The following is a 23,128-nucleotide window of genomic DNA, read 5'->3' on the forward strand; positions in this document are numbered from 1 at the left end:
ATCATCCCTTCGTCCGTCTCACACTGTAAACATCAGGAATTTGCTTGATTTTATCAACGATCGAGCGCAGATGGGTCAAGTTTTGGATTGAAACTGTGATCCGAATCGTAGCCATTTTGTCTTTATTGGTCTTGGCTTCTACACTGACCAAGCGCTTGCTGACAGTATTCACAGTTTGCAATACATCATTAAGCAGGCCTGAACGATCATAGCCATAAATTTCAAGATCCGCATTGTATTCCTTATTATTCTCTGAAGCATCTTCCCATTCAACATCGATCAAGCGGTTCGCGGCTTCTTTGTTTTGAACATTTGGACAATCGCTGCGATGAATCGAGATGCCTCGCCCTTTGGTGATGTAACCAACAATGTCATCACCTGGAACGGGATTACAACAACGAGAAATACGGATCAGCAAGTTGTCAACACCTTCGATCACAATGCCGCCTTCATGGCGAACCTTCATTTTTTCAGGTTCTTTTTTGGCTGGCTGATTGATCATATCTTGTACTTGTTGTTTTTGTTTTTCGATCTGTTTTTCTCGTCGTTCTTCTTCCGTCAACCGATTGGCTAACGTTGTAGCACTGACTTCACCAAAGCCAACTGAAGCAAATAAATCATCTTCAGTATTATAATTGAATCGTTCGCAAGCTTCAGCCATTTTACTTTTGGACAGAAACTCTTTTGGTACAAAGCCCATGTCCTGAAGGGTGCGGACAACTGCTTCATGGCCTTTGATGATATTTTCTTCACGGTCTTGATCTTTGAAGAAACGCTTGATTTTATTTTTTGCTTTACTGGTGGCCACCAATTTGATCCAGTCTTTGCTGGGACCGAATGAGTTCGGTGAGGTCAAAATTTCAATAATATCGCCATTTTTCAATTTATAGTCCAGTTGGACCATTTTGCCATTGATCTTGGCACCAGTGGTTTTGTTGCCAATATCAGTATGGATACTGTAAGCAAAGTCAAGTGGACTTGATCCTTGCGGCAACTCGGTGACATCCCCTTTAGGCGTAAAGACATAGACTTTATCGCTAAAGATATCTCCTTTGACACCTTCCATGAATTCAGAAGCATCATAAGATTCATCTTGCAATTCCAAAATTTCTTGGAACCACCCGACCTGCTGGGTCATTTTATCTGCTTTTACTTTCTCTGTTTTGCCTTCTTTGTACGCCCAATGCGCAGCTACCCCGAATTCGGCAATTTCGTGCATTTCATGGGTACGAATTTGAATTTCTACTGGATTGCCTTTCGGGCCAATGACCGTTGTATGCAGTGATTGATACATATTGGCTTTGGGCATTGCAATATAATCTTTGAATCGACCTGGCATCGGTTTCCATTTGGTATGGATCGTGCCTAAGACCGCATAACAATCTTTGATTGAATCAACAACTACCCGAATAGCCAGCAAGTCGTAGATTTCATTGAATTGCTTCTTCTGGTCTTTCATCTTGCGATAGATTGAATAAATATGTTTTGGTCGGCCATAGATTTCTGCATAGATATCAAGTTCTTCTGTTGCAACACGAATCTCTTCCACCGTTTCTGACACATAAGCCACGCGTTCTTCCCGCTTGGTCTGCATCAAATGAACAATACGATAATACTGTTGTGGATTCAAATAACGCAACGAAATATCTTCTAATTCCCACTTGATTCGGCTAATCCCTAATCGATGCGCTAATGGCGCATAAATTTCCATCGTTTCTTGGGCGATGCGACGCTGTTTGTCCTCTCGCAAATGTTTCAGTGTTCGCATATTATGTAAACGGTCTGCTAGTTTGACCATAATGACCCGTAGATCTTGTGCCATGGCGATCAACATTTTACGGTGATTTTCTGCTAATTGTTCTTCATGTGATTTATATTTGATTTTGCCTAATTTGGTGACACCATCTACCAGCATCGCTACATCAGCACCAAAGTTTTCCTTTAAATCAGCTAATGTGATCTCCGTATCTTCGACTACATCATGCAAAAAGCCCGTAGCGATCGTATGGGGATCCATCTGCAGTTCGGCGAGGATTCCAGCGACTTGGATCGGGTGGATAATATAGGGCTCGCCAGATTTGCGGAATTGTTCTTTATGGGCTTCTGTGGCATAATCCAATGCTTTTTGGACAAATGCTACATGCTCATCACTCATATAATGCGATACCAAATTTATAACATTTGGGCCGGTCAATATGACTTCTTTCGCCATGATTGTCGCCTCCTTCTTCTTGTTTTCAAAAATTAGACAGCAGTCCCTGACAAGAGGTTGCCGAAGCAAACTCTTTCAAGCATGGACTCCTGTCTAAACCACTCTTTGATAATTACTGACATTATACAAACTTTTCTGGCTTTTTTCAATCACCGGCGCTCGATATTCCAGGCCGAATCCTTTTACAAAAAATCGCTGGCAGTGAAAGGAACACTGACTTTTGCAGCGCCCGCTGCAGTCAACTGATCGTACGCTGTGTTATCCGCTGTTTCGGGATTGCTTTGAATCGTCAACTGTTCGCCGCCGTCTAGCGCAAAAAGCGTCACGTCATGGACTGCCTCTGCAAGTGGTGTCCCCTGCCCCAAAACAACACTCGGCCAGTTCTGTGCTTTCAATTGCTGGGCGACTTGGATTTTGGTCAACTCATTCATGTTTTCTGTTTGTAAAGCCAAACGGATTTCGCCACCTGTCAACGTCAATGAGCGAATCGTCTCAATCAATTCTTCAAATCCCTGGCTATTATGGAGCAATAAAGAGGCAGGCAGCCATACTTCAAGAAAATCTGCACCATCCATAAATGCCCGCCCAATCTCGTAAGCGATTTTTGCCATCGTGCCTTGTGCCAATGGATAGTCGATCACACCACCAATCTGTAAATTGGCGGTTTGAGCCAATTGTTTGGCACGACGAATCGCGCTAGGGAGAACGACTACTTCTTTGATCGAGGTCTGCTGGCAATACAGGATGGCATCTTTTAGGTGCCAGTCTGTCAAATCCGCCGCTAATAAACGGACACTGATATTTCTTTGCGTTGTTTCCATCTACTCACTTCCTTGTCAATTCAAGTTGGACACTCACAGCACTTAAAAAATACAATGGCGCTGTTTCCGTGCGCAAAATCCTTGGTCCTAGACCACATAAAGCTGCTTGATGGGTTTCAGCCAGTTTGATCTCAGTTGATGTCAATCCACCTTCAGGACCAAAAATCGCCAAGACCTTGCTGCCGGGTTTGACTTGATCAAGGATTTGCAGCAACATGGCAGATTCGCCTTGCTTGGCTGATTCTTCATAAGCAACTAAGATATGATCATAAGCTGAAAGTTGGGGCCAAAATGACGTTTCATTGGCAAGCAGCGTCACAGAAGGCACGACTTGCCGTTGTGATTGCTCAGCTGCCTCTTGGGCAATTTTGTGCAGACGTTGTTGTTTTTTTTGCAGTTTCTTTTCATCCCACTTGACGACAGATGTTTGGGCTGGAAACCCGATAAAAGCAGCGGCACCAAGTTCGGTCCCTTTTTGAACGATCCAGTCTAACTTATCCCCCTTAGGGTACCCGCTGGCAATCGTCACATAGATAGGTAATTCTTTGTTTTGCTGCTCTTTTTCGATTTCAGTCAGATACACGGTCTCTTCGTCGATCCGGCTGATGGCAGCGATGATCGCTAATTGGTCACGAAACACTAACCCAACTTGGCTGCCGGCAGTCATACGCATGACGCGAATCATATGATGAAAAGGTTCGCCGCTTAAGGCGTATTCCGCTTGTGTCTGATAAGGTTGATCAATAAAATATCGTTGCATCTCATTCTTCCTCGGCTTTTTTGAAGGCGATCGCTACCCAGTCTCTTTGTGTAAATACTTGGTCGATCACAAATCCTTGGTCTTGCATTGCCTCAACAACAAGTTGTTTTTTGGCCTCAATGATGCCTGAAACGATCAATGTGCCTTCTGGTTTCAATAAACGCCATGCATCCGGGATCATCAATAAAATAATATCTGCTAAGATATTGGCCACAATGACATCAGCTGTCTCTTCGACATCCGTTAATAAGTTATTTGCTTGAACGTGTACATCATGGGCAACCGGATTCAGTTGCATATTTTCTAATGCTGAGCGGACAGCAACTTCATCTAAATCATAGGCATACACAGTTTGTGCGCCTAAATGTTTGCTGGCGATACTGAGCACACCAGATCCAGTCCCAACATCTAATACGGTTTCTCCACCTCGCAGATACACTTCTAGTGCTTGCAGCGTTAAGCGGGTCGTAGGGTGGGTTCCCGTCCCAAAGGCCATACCAGGATCCAAAGTGATGATTTTTTCATCTGTTTGGTCAGCTTGATAGTTTTCCCAACTTGGTACAATCGTCAAATAACGGGAGATTCGGCCAGGATGATAATATTTTTTCCAAGCCGTCGCCCAAGCTTCTTCTACAACTTCATTGGTGGTGATCTCATTTTTGCCAACTGCTAAGCCATAGTCAGGCAACCGATCAATCGCTGCTTTGATGATTGGCAGAACTTCCGGTAAAAAAATCGTTTCGGGAAAATACGCCGTTACTTGCGCCCCTTCATCTAAAGTCGTATAGGTTTCTTTGTCTAATATTTCTCCGTAGGCATCACTTTTAAAGTTTTCGATGTCTAGCACATCTTCGATTGCCACCCCGCTAGCGCCTTGCTCCATCAAAATATTGGCAACAGCTTCTACTGATTCACTTGCGGTGGCAACAGTTACTTCATTCCACTTCATCGTTTACTCCTTAATAACTTGGATATGGGATCAATGTATCCCCATCTTTTGTTTGGTATTTTGTGACTTTTTCAATCCATGCATGTTCATCAAATTTCAGTTCGAACAGGGCATCTTCAGCATCATCATTCAAAAAATCCAACAAGTCGCTTTCGCCTTCGCTCAGTATCTCATTCAAATAATCGACTAAGCCATCCAACAAAGCTTTTTTGATGCCTTTTTTTCCTTCATAAGGAATGACTGCCAAAAAGTCCGCTTCATCAAAAGTTGATTTTTTGGGATCATATAATAAAATACCATCTTCAAACTCAATTATTTCTTCTTCAGAGGCAACACCTTGGACATCATCGATTTTTTGATGGGCTGGGTTTTCTGCAAATAAGCGCAATACAAGCTCAATTGTATGGTTTTTGGCATCCCAATCGATGGCTACATCATACTCCGTGATCTGTTTGGTTAAACGTTGGTCTAGATACGTTAAAATCGTTTCCTTCGCCATATTTTTTTCCTTCTTTCTTATCGCCAACCGTGGTCCGGTCGGATCGCTGATTTTTTGATATTGGTTACATAAGGATTGCCTTCTGCAATAAATCGCAATGGTTTGTCCGTCCATTCCCCTTTGTTAGGGATCCCAATTCTCGGTAATGCGATGACTGCTCTTGGTATCTGCTTCTTCTGGGGTTCCAAATGGAGAGGACTGGTGATGATCGACTCTCCATATAAATCTGGGCCAATATTCATCGCCTGTACCAACTTTCCAGGTCCATTGGTCAATGCAGGACCGCTTGTCTGACGGTTGAGATGCATCTCCTTGATACCCTCCACCGGCTCTAAACCACGAATCATGATACCTTGAGGAATGCCTTCTGGCTGCGTAATGATATTGACGATTCGATGGGTATGCATGGTGTATAGATAAATCGTTCCCGCTTGTTGATACATCGCACGCACTCTGGGGGTTTGCCGCATTCCTGCACTATGAGCCGCTAAATCTTCTGGCCCAAGATAGGCTTCACAATCTACGATATACCCTCCAAGACGGCCCGCTGGCGTTTCATGGACCATATACATACCAATCAGTTGTCGGGCAATCGTTGCTGTATCTGCTTGGTTCAATAAAACCATTAATTCATCCATTTTTATCACTCCGTTACCCTATTTTACACAATTACATGCCAAGTTACTATCATTGCGGCCAATTCTCCTAAAATGAAAAGAAACCGATTGACACAATATCGCCCCCAAAAAAGGAATTCCCTCCTAGCGCTGCCAGCCATTGGTTCTATGCTATACTAATAAAAAAGGAGAGGATCGTTTTATGCAACAACCATTAGCCTATCGCATGCGTCCTAGAAATTTAGATGAAGTCGTTGGTCAGCAACATTTGGTTGGCCCTGGCAAGATCATTCGTCGAATGGTCGAAGCCAAAATGCTGTCATCAATGATTCTCTATGGTCCCCCCGGAACAGGAAAAACAAGTATTGCCAGTGCGATTGCCGGTTCAACGCGTTACGCCTTTCGCATGCTGAATGCTGCCACCGATACAAAAAAAGATTTGCAGATCGTCGCCGAAGAAGCCCGTATGAGCGGGACAGTGATTTTGTTATTAGATGAAGTCCACCGTTTGGATAAAACCAAGCAAGATTTTTTGCTTCCTCATTTAGAAAGCGGAAAAATCATTCTGATTGGTGCGACAACTGAGAATCCATACATCACCATCAATCCAGCGATTCGCAGTCGGACACAAATTTTTGAAGTCAAACCGTTGCAAGAAAGTGACATCTTATTGGCGATCGACCAAGCTTTGGCTGATAGCGAGCGGGGCTTAGGAGATGAAGCCATTACGTTGAGCGATGAAGCCCGGTTACATCTTTCTCGGGCAACCAATGGTGATCTGCGCAGTGCATTGAATGGATTGGAATTGGCTGCCCGCTCAACCCCAAAATCTGATGATGGCGTGATCCATCTTTCCCTTGCGGTGATCGAAGAATGTGTGCAAAGAAAAGCCTTGACCCATGACAAAAACGGAGATGCCCATTATGATGTCATCTCTGCTTTTCAAAAATCGATCCGCGGCAGCGATGTGGACGCAGCCTTGCATTACTTGGGGCGTCTAGTTGAAGCGGGTGATTTGGCCATTATTTGTCGACGACTGATGGTGATTGGCTATGAAGATATCGGTCTGGCCAATCCGGCTGCTGCTGCTCGTACAGTCAATGCCGTTTTGGCAGCGGAACGTTTGGGCTTGCCGGAAGCACGTATCCCATTAGCAGATACCGTCGTTGATCTTTGTTTATCCCCTAAATCAAACAGTGCCTATATGGCATTGGATGCAGCGATTGCGGATATTCGCAATGGCAAAGCTGGTGATGTGCCTGATCACTTAAGAGACAGTCATTATAAAGGTGCAGAGACATTAAACCGCGGTGTCGGTTATCAATATCCCCATAATTTCGAGGATGCTTGGGTCGACCAGCAATATTTACCAGACAAACTAAAAGGGACACAATACTATGCGCCAAAAGCCACAGGTAAATATGAGCACGCGCTTGGTCAGAGATACCAGCAATTAAAGGATCGGAAAAAAAACGGATAGCACAGTCTTTTGGGTGGTCTCTCATGGAGAAGCACACACTTTTTGGTATCGTTTTCAATCAACTTTATTGCACCTTTTGTATTCCTATGCTACTATAAGGGTGGGAAATCTGTGATGTACGAGTTATCCCTTTTGTGTGTTGACCGAACATTTTTATTGATATCTTGGGATCTGTCTTGTGTCAATGCTGGTAACATGCCTTTTCTTTTGGTAGTTCGAAGCTTAGACCGTGGAACCCACCTGCTAGAATTTGCGGGATCAATACTACGGGAAAAAGAACGGCATCAACGGATATTACCCATTCTTTTATAGAATGTGCCACCTGTTTTTTGACAGGTGGCTTTTTTTGTCTGATTTATACGCCCTTTTCTCCCTCGAAATCAGCCTGTCTTTGCTATTCCTCAGTGTCTTCGTTATACTTGAGGTATCTTTGAATACAGGAGCGAACCCACATGATGATCATCTTATTATTTACCCTGGTGGCCCTTGTTTTATTGACCACTAGTTATTTACTCTACGCCAAACAATCGATTTTTTTCACTTTGATCCCTAATAGCAGCAACAACCAATCCTTTTTGAAAATATATAGTCTCATCCATCTGGTATTAGGGTTGTTGGCGATCGTCGTGGCTGTCATAAATTTGAAACTGATTGCCTTAGGCTATTTGGCACTCTTATTGGCTTCTTCTGCTTCATTTAGTATCTTGCTTGCGCAAAAAATGAAAAAAAACAGGGATTAGGTTTTCATTTTCGGTCAAAAAGGACTACAATAAAAGAAAAGAACTGATGGGAGTGTTTCATATGTTACAACAATATCAACGAATCATGGTCGCCGTAGATGGATCAAGTGAATCAGAGCTTGCCTTTAAGAAAGCTGTCAATGTCGCACAACGAAACGATTCTGAATTGATTTTGGCACATGTGATCGATACCCGTGCTTTCCAAACGGTTTCTTCTTTCGACGGGATGTTGGCAGAACAAGCGACTGAAATGGCCAAACAAACATTGAAAGATTATGAAGACTATGCCCGCAAGCATCAAGTTGCTTCGGTCAAAACGGTGATCGAATATGGTTCACCAAAACCAATCATTGCCAAACAATTACCCGAAGAACACCACATTGACTTGATCATGATCGGCGCCACTGGGTTAAATGCAGTCGAACGCATCTTCATTGGTTCCGTTTCTGAGTATGTCATTCGCCATGCCGGCTGTGATGTATTGGTCGTACGGACTGACTTGCAAAATCAATTACCAACAGTAGAGACCAAAAATTGATATTTGATCAGCCTGTCTTTTTTGAGACAGGTTTTTTAGTATAAAAAAAACCTGGATGGCAAAAACCATCCAGGATGACAAGTCGGTTATCCTAACTTGTACAGCAAAAAAATGAAAGCAAAGTAATAGGTACCTCTATCTAACCACGTTTTGCAGTGAATGTAAATAGTTTATTCTGAATTTTCTGAATAGATATTCATTTTAAGCAAACATACCTATCTTTGACACCAAAAAAACGCCGACTTAAGAAAATCGACGCCAAAATCTGTATTGAACATGTAATAGCACAGCCACGGTAATCACAAGTAATCCTGCAAATACAGGCACATTCAACAGCCAAAAATCAAAGACTGTTGCTGCAAAAGCATAGACACCAACCAAAATAGCAGCAATGAAAATCGTCGCCATCGTCGCCAATGCCAAACCGACACTTCCTGCCCCTCTCGTAAACAATTGACTGATATTGGTCCATTGCAGCAAGAGCAGCCGATAATCACGCGCAAAGTAATGGCTGCACATCAAAATCGTACTCCATATCGCACCTAGTACAAATGCGCTTCCTACTATCAATGGGGCTTGTAATAAGACAACAGCTGCTACGGCAACGACTACAGCTAAAACGATCTGTATGAGCACACCAAAACGAAATTTTTCTTTCAGATACGATTTCATAGACAACGGCAAAGACCGCACAAACAAAAAGTTTTCCTGATCCAAAGAAATCAGATTGCTGATAAAGGAGGTTGGATTGACCATCAAAGCCGCCAACGAAGCTCCTGCAACAAACATCACACCGACGTAACGGCCATCCAATTGATTCAAACGAAAGACACCGGTGAACACAAAGGTCACTAAGAAAACGACTGGCATCAACAAAGAGGATGAAAAAACTTGCATAATCAAATTCGGATCACGAATCAATTGAGAATTATAATTAAAGAGCAATTGGCTTAAACTTCTGCCTGCTTTGTGCTTCCGAGTCAAATTGCCTTGATTTGGAGCAGCGGCTGCTACTTGTTCAAAAAACTTAGGTAAAATCAGCCAATAAAGCGCGGCAATCAGCACACCGCAAAGCCCAATGATTCCTAAAAAACTGAATAGTCCTGATACTTGTACAGGAACCGTCATCACATAGTAAAAGGGCAGCAAAAACAAAATCGCGCCTCGATCTAGCACCTCTGTATCGTAAGATGTCGCTTGATTCATCATCAAAACCCCCGCCATGACAACGATCATCGTCACAACTAAGAGCAGTGTCGTCACTAACTTCTTATGTTTGAGAAAGAATTTGGTTCGGGTCAATCCAAAAACGATCAAGCTGCAGACACTAAATATGATGACCAAAAATAAAACAAATAGCAGGACCGATAATAAGATCGTCAGCACAAAAAACAATTGTGCACGAAATCCAGTCAATAAAAACAGCACCAGCATCGGAAAAACAAAAGGGACCACCGTTAAGCATACGACGAAGATTTTCGCTGCAAAAATCTCCATTTGTCGAAACGGCAACGGCAAATACGCGGGAAGATCCTGGCTTTCAAAGAACACATTGTAAATAGTGGAGATGCCTTGTGAAAAACCTAAGATCCCAAACAACGCTACATAATACGTGAAAAAACCTGGCATCCGACTAAAATCCATGGTAAACATCGTTGCCCCGTAGATCAGGATGAACACCATTCCAGATAATCCATATTGCCATAGCAGATAGCGTGTCAGTTGTCCGCCACTCTTGCCTTTTTTCCGTGCCTTATCTGTCATTTGCGGATTGGCATAAAGTAAATTGATTCGGGTCAACATCAAGAGCTGCTGTTTTCTCATATGACAGCGTCGCCCCTTTCTTCTGTCTGACTTTCTGGACTGCGGCCTGTCATTTGCAGATAAATCGTTTCTAATGAAGTCGATGGATGGGCAGCCAGCAATTCTGATACTGAACCGTTATACAGCAATTCTCCCTTTTTTAAGATAGCCAATTGATCACATAATTGTTGCGCTGTATCTAAGACATGGGTCGAAAAAATAACGGTTTTGCCTTTTGCCGCATGCTGTTTCATCATTTCCTTCAAATCATAGGCTGCTTGTGGATCCAGTCCTTGCAACGGCTCATCTAAAATCCAAATATCTGGGTCTGGAATCAGCGCCCCTATCAGCAATGTCTTTTGCCGCATCCCATGAGAAAATCCGGCAATCGTCTCTTCAGCATGGGACAACATATCAAACAATTGACCCAGTTCCTGTAAGCGGCGTTCTTTCTTTTCTTGCGGCACTTCATATGCTGCAGCAATCAGATCCCAATATTCTGCTGCTGTTAGCTGTAAAAACAAATCTGGTGAATCAGGTACATATGCAATTTGTTTTTTGATTGCTTCCCGATGACTCGATAACGCCAGACCATCAACAAAAATTTCTCCGCTCGTGGGCTGCAAAATACTTACCATACTTTTGATGGTTGTTGATTTCCCCGCACCGTTGTGCCCCAAAAACCCAAAAATTTCTCCTTGACGAATCGTTAACGAAAGATCGTTCAGCGCCAACTTAGTCCCATACTTTTTTACAAGGTGTTTGATTTCAATCATCTATTCTCCTCCTTTTAAGCTGTTAGCGTTATTTTACGCTATCCAAAAGGGAAAGAAAAATGTTTTTTTCGATTTCTATTTTTTCTAGTTGACAGAAAACAGAAAAACGATGATAATGAGAGAACTTTAGGGGAGTAGCACATGGATATTTCCATGATCTTAGATCAACAGCAAGCGGTGATCCGCTGGTTTAAGGTGTTTCTTGCAAGACCTAAGTGGCAAAGGGCCGCTTAGGTCTTTTTGTATGAAAAAATTGGAGGGTATAAAAACATGCGCGCAACAAATCAAATGAAAAAAATAACGGCCGGTGGCTTGCTGGTAGCAATGGGGGTCGTTTATGGCGATATTGGAACTAGTCCGCTGTATGTGATGAAGGCCTTGGTAGAAGACAATGGCGGGCTTTCCTCACTTACGCCAGATTTCATCTTAGGAAGTGTTTCCTTGGTTTTTTGGACATTGACTTTATTGACAACGATCAAATATGTCATCATTGCTTTAAATGCAGATAACCACGGTGAGGGGGGCATTTTTTCTCTTTTCACTTTGGTTCGTAAACATAGCCGCTACTTGATCATCCCAGCAATCATTGGTGGTGCAGCTTTATTGGCTGATGGTGTACTGACACCTGCTGTCACTGTTACAACTGCGATCGAAGGTTTACGGGGGATTCCTGCATTTTACGATCGATTTGGTAACGACCAATCGATTATCGTAGGCATCACTTTAACGATTTTATTGATCTTGTTTGCCTTACAACGTTTTGGCACCGAGTTTGTTGGTAAAGCTTTTGGTCCTATCATGTTGGCTTGGTTCACTTTTTTAGGTATAATCGGTCTCTTCAATTTTGCAGACGATCTTTCGGTGATCCGAGCCCTTGACCCTAGATATGCGATCAATTTGCTGTTCAGCCCAGATAATGCTTCTGGCTTATTCATTTTAGGCAATATCTTTTTGGCAACTACAGGGGCTGAAGCGTTGTATTCGGATTTGGGACATGTGGGCAAGAAAAATATTTACGCCAGTTGGCCTTATATCAAAATCTGTTTGATGCTGAATTATTTTGGTCAAGCAGCTTGGCTCTTGCAAGTCTATCAAAATCCAAGCTATCAATCGATCGAAAATTTGAATCCTTTTTTTGAAGCTTTGCCCCAAGGCTGGACTGTTTTTGGTGTAAGTTTTGCAACCTTGGCTGCCGTAATTGCTTCTCAAGCATTATTGTCTGGTTCATTCACATTGGTTTCTGAAGCCATTAAATTAAAATTGCTGCCACGGATGCAAATCATCTATCCCGGTGCTTCGATCGGTCAGATGTATATCCCTGCACTTAATACGATATTGTGGATCGCTTGTTCTGGCGTAGTCCTGCTGTTTCAAACATCGACTAAAATGGAAGCAGCGTATGGGCTATCGATCACTGTCACGATGCTGATGACCACGATTTTGCTCTATTTTTATTTGCATCAAAACAAAAAAACACGCCTGTTGGCACCTTTCATTACATTATTTTTTGCAGCGATCGAAAGTGTTTTCTTCATCTCCAGTGCCACCAAGTTCCTTCATGGCGGTTATGTTGCAGTGATCATGGCAAGTGTGATCATCGTGATCATGCTGATCTGGGAATGGGGCAATCAAATTCAAGAACATGCAGCAGAAGAGGTATCGCTGTCTGCTTATATCCCGCAATTGAAACAGCTGAAAGATGACGATACACTGCCATTATCCCAAACCAACGTCGTGTTCATGGTACCGAGTTTGACAGACGATCAGATCGGACAACAGTTCATCTATTCGATTTTGGACAAACGTCCCAAACGAGCAAAAGTCTATTGGTTCGTCAATGTCGAAGTCACAGATGAACCCTACACGAAATCCTATGAAGTATCGATGGCTGATACCGACTTTATCGTTAAACTTAAATTATATCTTGGTTTCCGCGTACCGCAAGAAGTCAATGTCTATATTCGTCAAATCATTCAAGAACTGATGAAAGACGGTCGTTTAGCGGAACAGCCGCAGCGGTATTCGTTGACTCCTGGACGCAATGTAGGGGATTTCCAATTCATTTTGATCGAAGAAGAATTATCAAATGCCACTGCCTTGTCAAAATGGAAGAAACAAATCATGCAAATGAAGCTATTCATCAAGCGCCATACGATTTCACCAGAATGCTGGTTTGGTTTAGAATACAGCGACGTCGTCCACGAAACTGTGCCATTAGTGATTGGGCACCCGAAGGAAAGTCATTTGTCAGAACGTAGAGAAACAAAATAACATACAAAAAAACCTCAAACTATGCAACAACCGCTCATCGGTTGCTTGCCTAGCTTGAGGTTTATTTAATGATGGATCAATGGATATTGCCGATCAATTTGCGGATCGGTTTTCTTGCCATGAATAAAATGATCCCTACGACCACTGCGACACCACCAACGATACCATAGTAGGCACCTTCTGTTTGCGGTGTATAAAAACGGGCGATTTGGGCATTGATTGCTTGTGAAGATGCATCTGCCAATAACCAGATAGCCAAAGTTTGGGCTTCAAAAGCTTTTGGCGCTAATTTTGTCGTCACCGATAATCCGACTGGAGACAAGCACATTTCTCCAGCAATCATGATAAGGAAACTAAATACCAACCATAGTGGGCTCACTCGTTGATCCACACCAAACATCATGCTTGGGAACATCAATAAGACAAATGATAAACCTGCCAAAATCAACCCAATCGCAAATTTGACTTCCGTCCGAGGCTGACGGTTCCCCAATTTAGTCCATAACCAAACAAAAACGGGTGTCAATAACACAACAAATAATGGATTTAATGTTTGGTACAGGCTAGCTGGAATCGAGATTCCAAATAAAGTTGCTTGCGTACGGTCAGCAGCAAACAAGGCAAGAATCGATGATCCTTGTTCTTCTAACGACCAAAATACAATCGCTGATAAGAACAATGGAATATACGCCAATACTTTTTTCTTTTCATCTGCTGTTACATCTGTTGAACGCAACATTTTTGTGAAGTAATAAATTGGTAAAAAGATTCCTAGAATACTGATACAGTTAATGAAGAAATCAACTGATAAATAGCCAGCTGCCGCTGCCCCACCAAAAATCACGGCTAACGCGATCAAAACAATGATGATATTGCGAAAGAATGTTTTCTTCTCTGCAGCTGTCAACGGGTTTGTTGGTGCAGTTGCAACTGTTTTTAATGTTGTTTTCCCTTGTACATAATATTGTACTAAACCGACAAACATCCCAATCGCTGCAATAGAGAACCCTAAATGATAGTTCACTTTTTGACCTAGAATCCCTACAATGATCGGTGCTAACAAGCCGCCAATGTTGATCCCCATATAGAAGATCGAGAACCCAGCATCACGACGTACATCATCTTTGCTATATAAATGACCGACCATCCCAGAAACATTTGATTTCAATAACCCAGTACCGATCACGATCAATATCATAGAAACAAATAATGCTGGAATCCCTAATGGCGTTGCCAAGACGATATGACCCAACATGATCAATATACCACCATAAAAGACCGACTTATTTGATCCAAGCAGACGGTCAGAGACCCATCCACCAACAATACTCGACATATATACCAATGATCCATAAATAGACATGATTGCTACAGCAGTTCCTTTTGGCAAACCTAATCCACCATTGGTCACTGCATCGTACATAAAGTAAACCAGAATGGCACGCATGCCGTAGTAGCTGAATCGTTCCCACATTTCAGTGAAAAACAGTGTTGAAAGCCCTCGCGGCTGACCTAAAAAAGTTTTTTCTTTCTCCATACTTACTGACTCCTTAAAAATAATAGTTATGAAAATAAATAGCTAAATTTTTCTGAAAATTCATACATGCCAGTTTATGCCCATTCCAAGTATTTTACAAGGTTAAAACGGTGAGAAGAAGCGTGCAATTATAAGTTGATGCGCGCAAAAAATGAAACATTTATTAGAGGGAACATTCTCGAAGCACTTACATTGATGTTTTACCGCTTATGTAATGATTAAAAATAATCATCGAAAATTAAAATGGTCTTAATCAATTTTTATCAACGGACCGAATTTTGCTTTTTTGAAGGTACCTGCAATAAATAAAGACACAAAAAAACCGATCCACTAAGACAATACGTTCTTAGATGGATCGGTTATACTTTTTTATTCGGATTATCCTCGTAAGCGCTCTACATCACGAGCAATCATTAGTTCTTCATCTGTTGGGATCAATAACACTTTGACTTTTGAATCCTCTGTTGAGATGACCAACTCTTCGCCACGTTTGGCGTTTTCCTTTTCATCTAATGCACAACCGAACCAAGTCATCCCTTTGATGATTTCACTACGGACATGGGCATCGTTTTCGCCGATTCCTGCTGTAAAGACGATGGCATCAACACCGTTCATTGTTGTGACATATCCCCCAATATACTTACGGATCCGATCGGTAAATACATCATAAGCAATTTTGACCTCATCTTTGTCATAGTTTGCTTCCAAGTCACGCATATCACTTGAGAGACCAGTCAAACCTAGTAAACCAGATTTTTTGTTCAATACATCGACCATTTGATCAATGTTCAAGTCAAGTTTTTCCATTAAGTAAGGCAAAACAGCAGGATCGATATCCCCAGAACGTGTGCCCATTGTCACACCAGCTAATGGTGTAAAGCCCATAGATGTATCGACTGATTTGCCGCCATCAACCGCTGTGATCGATGCGCCATTACCCAAATGACAAGTAATAATTTTCAGCTCTTCGATTGGTTTGCCTAATACAGCAGCCGCGCGTTCTGATACATAGCGATGACTTGTCCCGTGGAAACCATATTTACGTACTTTATAATCATTGTAAAACTCGATTGGTAAACTATATAAATAGTTGTGTTTTGGCATTGTTGCATGGAAAGAGGTATCAAATACCGCTACACTGATGATTTCTGGCAAGATTTTTTTGAAGGCTGTGATCCCCATCAAGTTTGCCGGGTTATGCAATGGTGCAAACTCAGCTAAGTCCTGGATACGCGCCATGACTTCATCGTTGATAATGATTGAATCAGGAAAATCTTCTCCACCATGAACAACACGGTGACCAACGCCTGTGATTTCATCATAAGACCCTAAAATATTTAATTCGATCAACTGATCTAACAGCATTTTTACAGCTACTTCATGATCATTGATATCGATAATTTGTTCGAACTTTTGATCGTCCCCATATTTGATTGTGAAGATTGAATCTTTTAAACCGATTCTTTCTACGATTCCTTTGGCAACAACTGTTTCCTCTGGCATTTGATATAACTGCCATTTTAAACTTGAACTTCCAGCATTGATAGCGATTGTTTTTGACATGATGATCTCCTTATCCGGTTTATATTACAGATTTACTGCTTTCCAAGCAGCAAATTGTTCAAAAAGTTTGGTGATGTTCTTCGGTTCTTTCAAAGAAGCTAGTTTCACAAGCAAGACTTCTGGCGCTTGTTGGCTAGTTTCTCCTTTGTTTTGTAAAAGCAAGATACTCTTACGTGAATGTTCATTCTTAAAAAGTTCATCTGGTAATTGGATCATTCCTTGCAGATAGACTTTTTCTTTCAACCAGGCTTTTAGATAGTCACTTTGATCTGTTTCCAAGAAATTACTTGGGACCAAAAATAAACCGAATCCATTAGGTTTAACATAGTTCATGGCTTGTTCCATCAACAAATGATGGGCATAACTATGGCCTTCTGAGGCTGCAGAAATAAAATGACTTGCTTTTTCATCTTGCGGATAATAGCCGACTGGTAAATCACTGATGGCAATATCCATTGGTTCAATCAATAGGTCTTGCAACCCATCTTGATGGAACAAATGCATTGGTGCCTGTGTCCATTCGCCGGTAGCTGCCGCGATGGCTAGCAAAGTCTCATCAATATCGACCCCTGTGCCTTCTACTTGTCGTTTTGCCAATTGCAGATTCAGCAAAACTGTGAGTAACAAATTGCCCATTCCAACTGACAAATCTAAGATTTTCGTTGTATCATCGGCATTGGTCAACTGTTCAATCAAGTAGACAAATAAAAAGCCTAAACTATCTGGTGTGAGTTGATGATTGGCTTGCAGCCGTTCAGTTTGTCCTCCTTTTAAAAGGAGCAATTGCGCAAGTTTGCGCTTTTCTTCAGCAGTCAATGATACTGCTTTCAGCTCATGATAAATGGTTTGCAATCGAGCAACCGTTGCTTCATCTGGCACCCCATCGATCACGCGCACTTGATAGTGATCAACAAAATTTTCGATGGTTTCTACATAAGAATCAAAAAAAGATGATTCTAATGCGTTTTGTAACAACTGAATTGCTTCAACAGTCAAATGAAAGGATGACTCCATTTTTTCTGCGGACATCTCGCACCTCTTCTCAAAACTATAACAACATATATACCTGTTTAATTTTAGCTGATTACCGGAAAATAATCAATCGCTTTCGTGCAGAATAATTTGTGAACCTGTAAACATTCTTTTCCGTTTAGGTATAAGAAAAAAGATGCCAATAGATGCCATCTTCCCCCTGTACTATTCTGTTAAATCATCTGTGTCTATTTTTTCTGCTTCTTTTGGCAGCGTGTAGTCAAAGATAAATGTCCTTTTACCTACGATACAAGTGACAATGATTTGCTCCCTTTGTTTTTCATAGATCAGCTCTCCAGTATTAAACTGTCTGGTGCCATTTTCTGGATCGATGTCTCCCCGATAATCGGCCCAAAACAACTCACTCATGATCGACGCTTCATAACGCTGGATCGTTTTATGATAGAAATCTGTTGTGGCGCGGCTGCTTTCCAATACGGTGATCAGCATCAGACTGAGCAGTTGGATCAACAATAAGGCCGTGAGCAAAATTCCACCTCTATATGGTATGGATCTTCCATTGACCAATTTTTTGTTCTCCATTCTCAAAAGTAACTGTGAAGCGGATACTTTCGTTGATTTTTTGATAAGTCAGACCGCTGACTTCTGTCAGCAACGGATGGTATCCATTATTGTCACGTTTGCGGATCACGCCATTGATGCGGTCGATCGTCACTGTATTGTTTTCTGCACTGCGTAAAATCAATGTATAGGTTGTAACAGAAACATAGGTGCACGCCGCCAATTCTCTTTCAAGCTGCAACAAGAAAATATGCCATTCTTGGTCTTTACGGGCGGACAGTTGTTGATTGACCTGTGGTATCTGCTTGATGATAGCGTCGACCATCAGCAAACTAATAGACAACACCATTAAAGCAAGCAAACACTCTATTAAGGTAAACCCCTTAGTCTTCACTTTTGATCACCACCTGAATATCTCCTTTATTGATTTGGACATGTTGTTGCTGATTGGTCTGCCAAAATCTTAGTTGGTAGGTTTGCTTGCGGTCTGTCGCATAAGATACGGTGTTGGGCAGAAATTCCTGTTGATTTTGGACTTCTTCATACAAGACCCGTAAAACCTCTGCTTTTGCTTGGAGTTGGGCAGTTTGCTGTAAAGAAGCACTTTGCAAGCTGAGAAAAACGAAAACACAGGTCGTCAAAACACTAAAGGCAACCAAACTTTCAATCAGAACGAACCCTTTATTCGATGACTTTTTCATAACGTCCACTCCCAAAAAGAAATTTATACGTGATCGTCTGGTCTTTTTCAGGCCAATACAAAACGATTTGCGGAAAACTACTATTGTTTCCAGAACTGCTATTAAACAAAATCATGGGAAAACTGCGGACTTCTAGTTGTTTGGGCACATCGATACTGCTCAGACGCAGCTCTCCTGTGATCGTTGATTGAAAATGCACGCCAGGATCAGGTGCACGCGTGTATGCAACCCTTGTTTGCCGTTGATCGATAATCGCTGTTTGTTGGGCAGTGTATAAGCCTTTTTCTAATCTTTGGCAAAAGCCAACTACTTCGATTTGTTTTTGATAATTATCGATTGCCAATACCGGCAGCAAAACAAATAAACTCACAACGGAAAGTACCAACAGACTTTCGATCAATGTAAACCCTTTGTTTAGAATCCTCAATTCGGTCTGCGCCAATTTTGATAAATCTCATACTGTTCAGTTGTAACATACCCTTCAGAAACCAATTCATTTGCGCTTGGTTCTCGGTTTTTTTCGAGTCTGAACAATTCGATTTGTGTCTCAACCACCTTTACTACTGCTTCGTTGCCTTTGTCATCAATGACCCCACGCTGTTGCGACAAGTTGGGCACAAAAAGCAAAATCAAGACGCTGATCACCAGTAAAACAATCAGCATTTCAATGAGCGTAAAGCCTTTTTTCAGTTTCTTTTTCCTAGTATCCTCTATTCTTTGGAACAATAATGATGTCATTCAATCACTCCTTGTATATTTCCGTAAATCGGCAAAAACATCGCTGCATAAATACCTACGATCAATAATGCGACAAATAAAAAAATAACCGGTTGAACCCATTGGATCGTTTTTTCGACTCGCTGAAACACCCTTTCGGACAACAGTTGACTATAAACAAACAATTCTTCTCCCAGACGTCCTTTAACCTCGCCTTGGAAGACGATCAAAGCAAATTCTGGTGTTAAAAAATGATAGCGTTCCAGTTGATTGGTTAATTCCCCCCCTTGCACCAACGCCTGCTCTAATATTGCAGCAAGTTCTTGAATCAAAGTTGCCTTGTTGGTCTGTTTCATACAAAGAATGATTTGGTTGATCTCTAACCCTTGTTGAAACAACTTGCCCCACTCCAAGGCGAAAAAACTTGTTTGCCAACAACGATACACCGAACCAAATAGCGGCAGCCGACTAAGAAACTCTGCTTTCGCGATGGCATTTTTTTGAGAAAATATAAACATCGCCAATACTGTTAGGATGATACTGAGCAGCAAGAATCCCAATAGAATGAGCGGTGTGCCTTCGATCAATCGAATACCCCAGTGATCTCCATGGATCATTCCTGATGCTAAAAGTTGAGGCAGTAAAAAACTACGCATACTAAACAATGCACTAAAAACAAAAATCAGCAATAAAGCAGGATAGAGGATCGTTTTTTGCAACAATTGCTTCTGTTTATTGAACAATACTTGATAATCAACCATCCGCCGCAATGTATCGCGCAAATTTCCGTGGGTCTCTGCCAAATAAAGTTGATTGGTTTCAGAAGCGGTCAGATGTAAATTCCCTATCGCCTGTGCCAAACCTTTTCCTTGAGAAAGCGCCGTGATCTGTGCTTGAATCACCGAGGACTCGTATTGTCCACTGCGCAACATAACTTGTAAACTCTCTTGCAAAGAAAAGCCGCTTTCTAATAAAATCGTAAATGTCGCCAAAAAAGATTCAGAGGCTTTTCGAGACAATCTGTCCGCCTTCTTTTTGAAAAATTTCATCTGAGATCCACCCTTTCTCATGGATTGTCGTCAACGTTTGCTGCCAAGTACACGCCCGTTGCGCATCCACAAATGAATATGCCATGGCACCTTGAACGACTCCTTCAACATTGGGCATAAGGCGTTGATAAATCACACCTTGCAAAGCATGGGCAAGACTAGTAGTCTCTCCAAGCAGCTCAGTCAAACGTGTCCTTGTCTCTGTTACGCCTCTTGCATGGATCGTTGCAAACACCCGATGACCAGTCAACGCAGCTCGGACAGCAGCCTGTGCTGTTTCCCGGTTACGGATCTCACCGATGATCAGCAGTTCCGGATGATGGCGCAATGACAAGCGGATCAATTCATCATAATCTTGATTGATTTTAAGGTTTGTCTGCAATTGTAAAAAATGAGGTGCTTCGATCTCCACCGGGTCTTCGATCGTGATCACCTGCCCTTCAGTTTCATTGGCGATTTGATACATCAAGGTCGATTTACCAGAGCCTGTGGGGCCTGCAAACAAATATAGGCCGCGATAACGGGTAGCTGTTAAAATATGTTGGACATCTTCAGCAAAAAAATAGCTGATGTGCTGCTGATCGAAGGTGTACAAAAAACGCAGTACGAGGCTTTCTCTGCCTTGGTAGTCACCAACTGTCGAAACACGAATACGCTGCTTGCCATTTTGGGCAGGATAACTAACTGCTCCTAATTGCGCTTTGCGTCGTTCTCCAACATCCATGCCGCCTAAAAATTTGAAACGTGTGATCAATTGCTGTGCTTCTTCAGCCGATAGCTGGGCATACAGTTGCCGCTGATAACTTTTACTGCAGATCACGGCCATCTTATCTTGTTGCGGCAGCACCGAGACATCTTGAATGTGAGACGCACGTGCATGCGCCACCAATTCATCGGAAAATAGTTCAATATCCATGGTCGTTGTTCCCTCCTAAAAAGAAGTACGCAAAAAAAGACGAAGCGATTTTTCGTCTTCGTCTTGATCAATGATCGATATTGTTTTATTCCTTCGCTGCTACAAACTGTGCTTCGACACGGTAGATTCGTTGTCCGCGATTGGCAAATTTCTCCTCATACTCAGTCATGATATTCCCCTCATAGGTACTCGTATGCAAATCTAACCACACTTGTTTCAGAATCATGCCATACTGAGAAAAACTAGCCAATGAATACTCAAACAGACCTTGGTTATCTGTTTTAAAATGAATTTCGCCATTCGGACGAATGATCTGTTCATCCACCGCTAGAAAGGCTTTTGATGTCAATCGGCGTTTTTCATGCTTTTTCTTGGGCCAAGGATCACTAAAGTTCAAGTAAATTTGGTCCACTTCATGGTCTGCAAAATAGTTCGTTAATGCTGAGCCGTCTACATGCAGCAATTGGACGTTTGGGATTTCCTCGGCAATCAATTTGTCCAAAGCAATCGACACGACGCTGATTTGCATTTCAATACCTATATAATTGATATCTGGATTGGCTTTTGCCATACCGGTAATAAATTGGCCTTTCCCCATGCCGATTTCAATATGGATCGGGTGGTCATTGCCAAAACGTTCATGCCAGCGCCCTTTCCATTCTGTTGGATTTGCCACCACAAATTCTGGATGGTCAGCCACAAGTTCTTGTGCCCCTGCGCGTTTTCTTACTCTCATATTCTTTCCTCTCCGAAAAAACAAGATGGAACCAGTTGATTGCGCTCCATCTTGGCTTTATTCACTATAAATTCTTTTTAATTGTAAAATTTCTGCATTCATCGCTTTAAAGTCGCCCCGCAGATAATACTTTTTGACTTCTTGCAACATGCTCAGTAATGCATACCAATAGATTTTTTCGATGACTTCACTGCTGCCATGAATGCCATAACGCATCAACCAATGCGGCCAACTTGATAAAGGAACATAATGACCTAAGATCGTACCGATATCCATTGCTGGATCAGCGAACATGATTGAATCCCAATCCACTAAATACAAGTAGTTTTGGCAAACCAGCCAATTACGGTAATTGACGTCTCCGTGCACAACCGTTGCTTTTTGCGTTTGAAAAACTGGAATGTTCTTTTTCAAATAGGTAGTCACCAAATGAATAAATTGATTTTGCGCTACCGCTTTTGGCAAGTCTTCAGTAAATTCCTTAACCATTTTCTCTGGCGACATCACTTGTCCGCCGATTTTGCTCAACATTTGCGACAGTGTTTTAGAGTGATGAAGATGATACAACACATCGATTACATCGTTGCGTTGCCCAATCTCTTCAGGATCTAAGACCCGGCCATCTAGCCACTCTTGGGCTGATAAGGTGTCGCCGTTACCCGTTCGCTTCGTCCAAACCAGCTTCGGCGTAATGCCCTCTTTAGAGAGTGCTGCCAGCATTGGAGTCGTATTCCGTTTGATAAAGACTTTATCGTTATCTTTAAGCCCGATGTAGGCTTTTCCGGTGTCGCCTTTGATTGGTCGCATACGCCAATCTTGATCCAAACGAATATCCATCCTAGCTTCTCTCCTTATTTCACAGTAACTCTTATTCTAGCTTCCTAAAGTG

General features: G+C 42.1%; 24 protein-coding genes and 1 other RNA gene. 5 read left to right on the forward strand and 20 right to left on the reverse strand.

Annotated features, from left to right (window positions below; genetic code table 11):
* Window position 1 precedes the first annotated feature (1 nt).
* The 6 genes from IGI41_RS13510 to IGI41_RS13535 all read right to left on the reverse strand — a co-directional run bounded on the left by IGI41_RS13510 (window position 2) and on the right by IGI41_RS13535 (window position 5,879).
* Window positions 2-2,212 carry a RelA/SpoT family protein gene (locus IGI41_RS13510; RefSeq protein ID WP_430610290.1) on the reverse strand — a complete coding sequence of 737 codons (2,211 nt, stop codon included), beginning with the start codon at window positions 2,210-2,212 and terminating at the stop codon, window positions 2-4.
* Between the two features lie 182 nt (window positions 2,213-2,394).
* Window positions 2,395-3,033, reverse strand: coding sequence for a deoxyribose-phosphate aldolase (locus tag IGI41_RS13515; protein ID WP_430610291.1), 639 nt, complete (start codon window positions 3,031-3,033; stop codon window positions 2,395-2,397).
* A 4-nt stretch (window positions 3,034-3,037) separates the two neighbouring features.
* Window positions 3,038-3,793: a 16S rRNA (uracil(1498)-N(3))-methyltransferase gene (locus IGI41_RS13520; RefSeq protein WP_430610292.1), complete on the reverse strand. Its 756-nt coding sequence runs from the start codon at window positions 3,791-3,793 to the stop codon at window positions 3,038-3,040.
* 1 nt (window position 3,794) lies between these two features.
* Window positions 3,795-4,742 (reverse strand): 50S ribosomal protein L11 methyltransferase, encoded by a 948-nt coding sequence (gene prmA / locus IGI41_RS13525; RefSeq protein WP_430610293.1) that lies wholly within the window; start codon window positions 4,740-4,742, stop codon window positions 3,795-3,797.
* Window positions 4,743-4,752: 10 nt separating this feature from the next.
* Window positions 4,753-5,241, reverse strand: a complete 489-nt coding sequence (locus IGI41_RS13530) for a DUF3013 family protein (RefSeq protein ID WP_430610294.1) — start codon at window positions 5,239-5,241, stop codon at window positions 4,753-4,755.
* Between the two features lie 17 nt (window positions 5,242-5,258).
* Window positions 5,259-5,879, reverse strand: a complete 621-nt coding sequence (locus IGI41_RS13535; protein WP_430610295.1) for a DNA-3-methyladenine glycosylase — start codon at window positions 5,877-5,879, stop codon at window positions 5,259-5,261.
* A gap of 181 nt (window positions 5,880-6,060) precedes the next feature.
* Here IGI41_RS13535 and IGI41_RS13540 point away from each other — a divergent pair, with 181 nt between their 5' ends.
* From IGI41_RS13540 to IGI41_RS13555, 4 genes are all read left to right on the forward strand, one after another.
* Window positions 6,061-7,338 (forward strand): replication-associated recombination protein A, encoded by a 1,278-nt coding sequence (locus tag IGI41_RS13540; RefSeq protein WP_430610296.1) that lies wholly within the window; start codon window positions 6,061-6,063, stop codon window positions 7,336-7,338.
* A gap of 103 nt (window positions 7,339-7,441) precedes the next feature.
* Window positions 7,442-7,636: non-coding RNA, 6S RNA (gene ssrS, locus IGI41_RS13545), on the forward strand.
* A gap of 154 nt (window positions 7,637-7,790) precedes the next feature.
* Complete coding sequence (locus tag IGI41_RS13550) at window positions 7,791-8,078, forward strand: hypothetical protein (protein ID WP_430610297.1); 288 nt, start codon at window positions 7,791-7,793, stop codon at window positions 8,076-8,078.
* 61 nt (window positions 8,079-8,139) lie between these two features.
* Window positions 8,140-8,616, forward strand: a complete 477-nt coding sequence (locus IGI41_RS13555) for a universal stress protein (RefSeq protein ID WP_430610298.1) — start codon at window positions 8,140-8,142, stop codon at window positions 8,614-8,616.
* Window positions 8,617-8,859: 243 nt separating this feature from the next.
* Here the strand turns inward: IGI41_RS13555 and IGI41_RS13560 are convergent, their stop codons facing one another.
* On the reverse strand, window positions 8,860-10,440 hold the full coding sequence (locus IGI41_RS13560; RefSeq protein ID WP_430610299.1) for an ABC transporter: 1,581 nt from the start codon (window positions 10,438-10,440) through the stop codon (window positions 8,860-8,862).
* A complete protein-coding gene (locus IGI41_RS13565; RefSeq protein WP_430610300.1) occupies window positions 10,437-11,195 on the reverse strand; it encodes an ABC transporter ATP-binding protein in 759 nt (252 codons plus the stop codon). The genes IGI41_RS13560 and IGI41_RS13565 overlap by 4 nt, the downstream gene beginning before the upstream one ends.
* Before the next feature lie 270 nt (window positions 11,196-11,465).
* Here IGI41_RS13565 and IGI41_RS13570 point away from each other — a divergent pair, with 270 nt between their 5' ends.
* Window positions 11,466-13,466: a KUP/HAK/KT family potassium transporter gene (locus IGI41_RS13570; RefSeq protein WP_430610301.1), complete on the forward strand. Its 2,001-nt coding sequence runs from the start codon at window positions 11,466-11,468 to the stop codon at window positions 13,464-13,466.
* 76 nt (window positions 13,467-13,542) lie between these two features.
* Here the strand turns inward: IGI41_RS13570 and IGI41_RS13575 are convergent, their stop codons facing one another.
* From IGI41_RS13575 to IGI41_RS13630, 12 genes are all read right to left on the reverse strand, one after another.
* Window positions 13,543-15,003 carry a peptide MFS transporter gene (locus tag IGI41_RS13575; protein ID WP_430610302.1) on the reverse strand — a complete coding sequence of 487 codons (1,461 nt, stop codon included), beginning with the start codon at window positions 15,001-15,003 and terminating at the stop codon, window positions 13,543-13,545.
* Window positions 15,004-15,381: 378 nt separating this feature from the next.
* The gene (locus IGI41_RS13580) at window positions 15,382-16,566 is read right to left on the reverse strand and encodes an acetate/propionate family kinase (protein WP_430610303.1); all 1,185 of its coding nucleotides are present in this window, start codon (window positions 16,564-16,566) and stop codon (window positions 15,382-15,384) included.
* 24 nt (window positions 16,567-16,590) lie between these two features.
* Window positions 16,591-17,595 carry a class I SAM-dependent methyltransferase gene (locus IGI41_RS13585; protein ID WP_430610304.1) on the reverse strand — a complete coding sequence of 335 codons (1,005 nt, stop codon included), beginning with the start codon at window positions 17,593-17,595 and terminating at the stop codon, window positions 16,591-16,593.
* Window positions 17,596-17,763: 168 nt separating this feature from the next.
* A complete protein-coding gene (gene comGG / locus IGI41_RS13590; RefSeq protein WP_430610305.1) occupies window positions 17,764-18,087 on the reverse strand; it encodes a competence type IV pilus minor pilin ComGG in 324 nt (107 codons plus the stop codon).
* A gap of 10 nt (window positions 18,088-18,097) precedes the next feature.
* Window positions 18,098-18,514: a competence type IV pilus minor pilin ComGF gene (gene comGF / locus IGI41_RS13595; protein ID WP_430610306.1), complete on the reverse strand. Its 417-nt coding sequence runs from the start codon at window positions 18,512-18,514 to the stop codon at window positions 18,098-18,100.
* A complete protein-coding gene (gene comGE / locus IGI41_RS13600) occupies window positions 18,504-18,821 on the reverse strand; it encodes a competence type IV pilus minor pilin ComGE (protein ID WP_430610307.1) in 318 nt (105 codons plus the stop codon). The genes comGF and comGE overlap by 11 nt, the downstream gene beginning before the upstream one ends.
* Complete coding sequence (comGD, locus tag IGI41_RS13605) at window positions 18,802-19,263, reverse strand: competence type IV pilus minor pilin ComGD (RefSeq protein WP_430610308.1); 462 nt, start codon at window positions 19,261-19,263, stop codon at window positions 18,802-18,804. Before comGD ends, comGE begins: the two co-directional genes overlap by 20 nt.
* On the reverse strand, window positions 19,245-19,559 hold the full coding sequence (comGC, locus tag IGI41_RS13610) for a competence type IV pilus major pilin ComGC (RefSeq protein ID WP_430610309.1): 315 nt from the start codon (window positions 19,557-19,559) through the stop codon (window positions 19,245-19,247). Before comGC ends, comGD begins: the two co-directional genes overlap by 19 nt.
* On the reverse strand, window positions 19,556-20,587 hold the full coding sequence (gene comGB, locus IGI41_RS13615; RefSeq protein ID WP_430610310.1) for a competence type IV pilus assembly protein ComGB: 1,032 nt from the start codon (window positions 20,585-20,587) through the stop codon (window positions 19,556-19,558). Before comGB ends, comGC begins: the two co-directional genes overlap by 4 nt.
* Window positions 20,538-21,503 carry a competence type IV pilus ATPase ComGA gene (gene comGA, locus IGI41_RS13620; protein WP_430610311.1) on the reverse strand — a complete coding sequence of 322 codons (966 nt, stop codon included), beginning with the start codon at window positions 21,501-21,503 and terminating at the stop codon, window positions 20,538-20,540. Before comGA ends, comGB begins: the two co-directional genes overlap by 50 nt.
* 85 nt (window positions 21,504-21,588) lie before the next feature.
* A complete protein-coding gene (gene trmB, locus IGI41_RS13625) occupies window positions 21,589-22,239 on the reverse strand; it encodes a tRNA (guanosine(46)-N7)-methyltransferase TrmB (protein WP_430610312.1) in 651 nt (216 codons plus the stop codon).
* 57 nt (window positions 22,240-22,296) lie between these two features.
* Window positions 22,297-23,076, reverse strand: coding sequence for a phosphotransferase family protein (locus tag IGI41_RS13630; protein WP_430610313.1), 780 nt, complete (start codon window positions 23,074-23,076; stop codon window positions 22,297-22,299).
* Between the last annotated feature and the right edge of the window lie 52 nt (window positions 23,077-23,128).

The organism is Enterococcus sp. DIV0876, assembly GCF_050529585.1.
Taxonomy (GTDB): Bacteria; Bacillota; Bacilli; order Lactobacillales; family Enterococcaceae; genus Enterococcus_D.

What these genes read in the sequence shown, in the direction of transcription:
- IGI41_RS13555 (WP_430610298.1), top strand. Translation starts at nt 8,140, where the DNA reads ATGTTACAACAATATCAACGAATCATGGTCGCCGTAGATGGATCAAGT.
- trmB (WP_430610312.1), bottom strand. Translation starts at nt 22,239, where the DNA reads ATGAGAGTAAGAAAACGCGCAGGGGCACAAGAACTTGTGGCTGACCAT.
- IGI41_RS13535 (WP_430610295.1), bottom strand. Translation starts at nt 5,879, where the DNA reads ATGGATGAATTAATGGTTTTATTGAACCAAGCAGATACAGCAACGATT.
- IGI41_RS13575 (WP_430610302.1), bottom strand. Translation starts at nt 15,003, where the DNA reads ATGGAGAAAGAAAAAACTTTTTTAGGTCAGCCGCGAGGGCTTTCAACA.
- IGI41_RS13540 (WP_430610296.1), top strand. Translation starts at nt 6,061, where the DNA reads ATGCAACAACCATTAGCCTATCGCATGCGTCCTAGAAATTTAGATGAA.
- IGI41_RS13630 (WP_430610313.1), bottom strand. Translation starts at nt 23,076, where the DNA reads ATGGATATTCGTTTGGATCAAGATTGGCGTATGCGACCAATCAAAGGC.
- comGA (WP_430610311.1), bottom strand. Translation starts at nt 21,503, where the DNA reads ATGGATATTGAACTATTTTCCGATGAATTGGTGGCGCATGCACGTGCG.
- prmA (WP_430610293.1), bottom strand. Translation starts at nt 4,742, where the DNA reads ATGAAGTGGAATGAAGTAACTGTTGCCACCGCAAGTGAATCAGTAGAA.
- IGI41_RS13520 (WP_430610292.1), bottom strand. Translation starts at nt 3,793, where the DNA reads ATGCAACGATATTTTATTGATCAACCTTATCAGACACAAGCGGAATAC.
- IGI41_RS13580 (WP_430610303.1), bottom strand. Translation starts at nt 16,566, where the DNA reads ATGTCAAAAACAATCGCTATCAATGCTGGAAGTTCAAGTTTAAAATGG.
- IGI41_RS13550 (WP_430610297.1), top strand. Translation starts at nt 7,791, where the DNA reads ATGATGATCATCTTATTATTTACCCTGGTGGCCCTTGTTTTATTGACC.
- IGI41_RS13570 (WP_430610301.1), top strand. Translation starts at nt 11,466, where the DNA reads ATGCGCGCAACAAATCAAATGAAAAAAATAACGGCCGGTGGCTTGCTG.
- IGI41_RS13585 (WP_430610304.1), bottom strand. Translation starts at nt 17,595, where the DNA reads ATGTCCGCAGAAAAAATGGAGTCATCCTTTCATTTGACTGTTGAAGCA.
- IGI41_RS13515 (WP_430610291.1), bottom strand. Translation starts at nt 3,033, where the DNA reads ATGGAAACAACGCAAAGAAATATCAGTGTCCGTTTATTAGCGGCGGAT.
- IGI41_RS13530 (WP_430610294.1), bottom strand. Translation starts at nt 5,241, where the DNA reads ATGGCGAAGGAAACGATTTTAACGTATCTAGACCAACGTTTAACCAAA.
- IGI41_RS13560 (WP_430610299.1), bottom strand. Translation starts at nt 10,440, where the DNA reads ATGAGAAAACAGCAGCTCTTGATGTTGACCCGAATCAATTTACTTTAT.
- comGC (WP_430610309.1), bottom strand. Translation starts at nt 19,559, where the DNA reads ATGACATCATTATTGTTCCAAAGAATAGAGGATACTAGGAAAAAGAAA.
- IGI41_RS13565 (WP_430610300.1), bottom strand. Translation starts at nt 11,195, where the DNA reads ATGATTGAAATCAAACACCTTGTAAAAAAGTATGGGACTAAGTTGGCG.
- IGI41_RS13510 (WP_430610290.1), bottom strand. Translation starts at nt 2,212, where the DNA reads ATGGCGAAAGAAGTCATATTGACCGGCCCAAATGTTATAAATTTGGTA.
- comGB (WP_430610310.1), bottom strand. Translation starts at nt 20,587, where the DNA reads ATGAAATTTTTCAAAAAGAAGGCGGACAGATTGTCTCGAAAAGCCTCT.
- comGE (WP_430610307.1), bottom strand. Translation starts at nt 18,821, where the DNA reads ATGAAAAAGTCATCGAATAAAGGGTTCGTTCTGATTGAAAGTTTGGTT.